The following is a 2,207-nucleotide window of genomic DNA, read 5'->3' as shown; positions in this document are numbered from 1 at the left end:
TCTACGGCCGCGACGGCATGGACGAGGTCTCGCTGGGCGCGGCCACCATGGTGGGCGAACTCAAGAACGGCGAGATCGCCGAATACGAAATCCACCCCGAGGACTTTGGCCTGACCATGGCCAGCAGCCGTGCGCTGCGCGTGGAAACGCCCGACGACTCCAAGGCCATGCTGGTGGGCGTCTTGAACAACAGCGACGACCCGGCCCTCAAGGCGGCCAAGGACATCGTGGCGCTCAACGCCGGCGTGGCCCTGTACGCCGCCAACGTGGCCGCCGACATGAGGGAAGGCATCGCGCTGGCGCGCCGGACCATCGAGTCGGGTGCGGCGGCGGCCAAGCTGCGCGATCTGCAGGCCTTCACCCAGTCGGCCACCGCCGGCTCGGGCGTCTGAGGCGCGCCATGCCGGTCTGGCTGCAGAACGAAGGCGCCTGGATCGCGCTGGGGGTCTCGGCCCTGTTCATCATCGCCGGCGTGGTCATGCACCGCGTCATCAAGAAGGTGCTGCAAACCCCGCAGCCCGAGAAAGCACAGAAGCATGAGTGACATCCTGAACAAGATCGTGGCGGTCAAGCACGAAGAGATCGCCGCCGCGCGCAAGAAAAAGCCGCTGGAGGCCGTGCGTTTCGATGCCGAAAGCCGCGTGCTCACGCGCGACTTCGAAGGCGCGCTGCGCGCCAAGATCGCGGCCGGCCAGGCGGCGGTGATCGCCGAAATCAAGAAGGCCAGCCCCAGCAAGGGCGTGATCCGCGCCGACTTCATCCCGGCTGACATCGCCCAGAGCTACGCCGAAGGCGATGGGAAGGTCAGCGCGGCCTGCCTCTCGGTGCTGACCGACCAACAGTTCTTTCAGGGCAGCATCGACTACCTCAAGCAGGCCCGTGCCAGCTGCGATTTGCCGGTGCTGCGCAAGGACTTCATGGTCGATCCGTACCAGGTTTACGAAGCCCGGGCCATGGGCGCGGACTGCATCCTGCTGATCGCGGCCTGTCTGGACGATGCGCAGATGGCCGACCTCGAAGCCCTGGCGCTGGGCATGAACATGTCGGTGCTGGTGGAGGTGCACGACCGCGAGGAGTTGCACCGGGCGCTGAAGCTCAAGACGCCGCTGCTGGGCATCAACAACCGCAACCTGCGCACGTTTGACGTGACGCTGCAGACCACGCTGGACATGCTGCCCGAGGTGCCGGCCGACCGTCTGCTGATCACCGAATCCGGCATCCTCACCCGCGCCGACGTGCAGACCATGCGCGCGGCGAACGTGAACGCCTTTCTGGTCGGCGAGACCTTCATGCGCGCGCCCGAGCCTGGGGTGGCGCTGGCCGAACTCTTCGCCTGACGCCGGTGCAGCAGGGGCTGTTCGATACGTCGGCGGTGCGTGCGACCCGCTTGCGCAGCGCCGATCCAGCCGAATGGGCGGTGCGGCCGGGTTGGGCGCCGCTGCTCGATCGCTTCTGGCGCGAGCCCACGGGCCAGGGCTTGCAGGCCTTCCTGCGCCAGCGGCTGGCCGCAGACGCCGTGGTCTACCCGCCGCAGCCCCTGCGGGCGCTGGACCTCGTGGACCCGGCCGATGTGCGTGTGGTCATCCTGGGGCAGGACCCGTACCACGGCCTGGGGCAGGCCGAAGGCCTGGCCTTTTCGGTGGCCCCTGGCGTGAAGACGCCGCCCAGCCTGCGCAACATCTTCAAGGAGCTGCAACGTGACCTGGGGCTGCCGCCGCCTGCGGACGGCTCGCTCATGCGTTGGGCGCAGCAGGGCGTGCTGTTGCTCAACACCACGCTGACGGTCGAGGACGGATCGCCGGCGAGCCACGCCGGGCAAGGCTGGGAAGCGTTGACCGACGCGCTGATCGGCAGCTGCAGTGCAGCCGGCGGACCCAAAGCCTTTTTGCTGTGGGGCGCCCACGCGCAGAAAAAAGCCGCGCTCATCGATGCGCAGCGACACCGGGTCTTCAGTGCCAACCACCCGTCGCCCCTGTCGGCCAGCCGCGGACCGGTGCCGTTCCTCGGGTGCGGGCATTTCAGTGCCGTCAACCGCTGGCTGCAGGGGCAGGGGCAGGGACACCGCCCCGTGGCCTGGTGAACAACACAATCGAAGGCGTGGGCTGACAAACGACAAAAAACCGTGGCATAATCCTGGGCTGCGCTATGGAGGGGTGGCCGAGTGGTTAATGGCAGCAGACTGTAAATCTGCCCTCTTACGAGTACGC

Annotated in this window: 3 protein-coding genes and 1 pseudogene; all 4 read left to right on the top strand. The window is 67.5% G+C overall.

Annotated features, from left to right (window positions below):
• Positions 1–392 (top strand): annotated as a pseudogene (trpD, locus tag RMP09_RS02690) (anthranilate phosphoribosyltransferase); the annotation flags it as partial.
• A gap of 8 nt (positions 393–400) precedes the next feature.
• Positions 401–544, top strand: a complete 144-nt coding sequence (locus tag RMP09_RS02685; protein ID WP_310564464.1) for a hypothetical protein — start codon at positions 401–403, stop codon at positions 542–544.
• A complete protein-coding gene (gene trpC, locus RMP09_RS02680) occupies positions 537–1,337 on the top strand; it encodes an indole-3-glycerol phosphate synthase TrpC (RefSeq protein ID WP_310564463.1) in 801 nt (266 codons plus the stop codon). The genes RMP09_RS02685 and trpC overlap by 8 nt, the downstream gene beginning before the upstream one ends.
• A 35-nt stretch (positions 1,338–1,372) precedes the next feature.
• The gene (locus RMP09_RS02675) at positions 1,373–2,080 is read left to right on the top strand and encodes a uracil-DNA glycosylase (protein WP_310564462.1); all 708 of its coding nucleotides are present in this window, start codon (positions 1,373–1,375) and stop codon (positions 2,078–2,080) included.
• Positions 2,081–2,207: the final 127 nt, after the last annotated feature.

This window comes from Hydrogenophaga sp. (genome assembly GCF_031426985.1).
Taxonomy (GTDB): Bacteria; Pseudomonadota; Gammaproteobacteria; order Burkholderiales; family Burkholderiaceae_C; genus Hydrogenophaga.
The sequence above is the reverse complement of the archived record's forward strand: the minus strand, read 5'-3'. Positions and strand labels throughout refer to the sequence as shown.

What these genes read in the sequence shown, in the direction of transcription:
- RMP09_RS02685 (WP_310564464.1), top strand. Translation starts at nt 401, where the DNA reads ATGCCGGTCTGGCTGCAGAACGAAGGCGCCTGGATCGCGCTGGGGGTC.
- trpC (WP_310564463.1), top strand. Translation starts at nt 537, where the DNA reads ATGAGTGACATCCTGAACAAGATCGTGGCGGTCAAGCACGAAGAGATC.